The organism is Ralstonia sp. ASV6 (assembly GCF_016429285.1).
Taxonomy (GTDB): Bacteria; Pseudomonadota; Gammaproteobacteria; order Burkholderiales; family Burkholderiaceae; genus Ralstonia; species Ralstonia flaminis.
In genome coordinates this window covers 1-316 of sequence record NZ_JAELUI010000562.1, presented here as the reverse complement: position 1 = coordinate 316, position 316 = coordinate 1, and the positions used below count along the sequence as shown (strand labels likewise).

1 protein-coding gene is annotated in these 316 nt (G+C 74.7%); it reads right to left on the bottom strand.

Going from position 1 to position 316, the window contains the following annotated elements:
* The coding region (locus JHD73_RS28515; protein WP_269848312.1) for a carboxymuconolactone decarboxylase family protein at positions 1 to 163 on the bottom strand (163 nt) is incomplete at its 3' end.
* Between the last annotated feature and the right edge of the window lie 153 nt (positions 164 to 316).

The window sequence follows — 316 nt, the reverse complement described above, 5'->3', positions numbered from 1 at the left end:
GCACCGCGTCCATCACGCGCGCCGAGTACACCAGCGCCGCCCCCGCGTTGAGCGAGATCGCTACGCTCAACGCATCCGCAATCTCTTCATGCGTGGCGCCATGCTTGAGCGCTTCGGCGGTATGCACCTGTCTCTTATACACATCTCCGAGCCCACGAGACATGGCGCCTGATCTCGTATGCCGTCTTATGCTTGAAAAAGGGGGGGGGGGGGGGGGGGGGGGGGGGGGGGGGGGGGGGGGGGGGGGGGGGGGGGGGGGGGGGGGGGGGGGGGGGGGGGGGGGGGGGGGGGGGGGGGGGGGGGGGGGGGGGGGGGG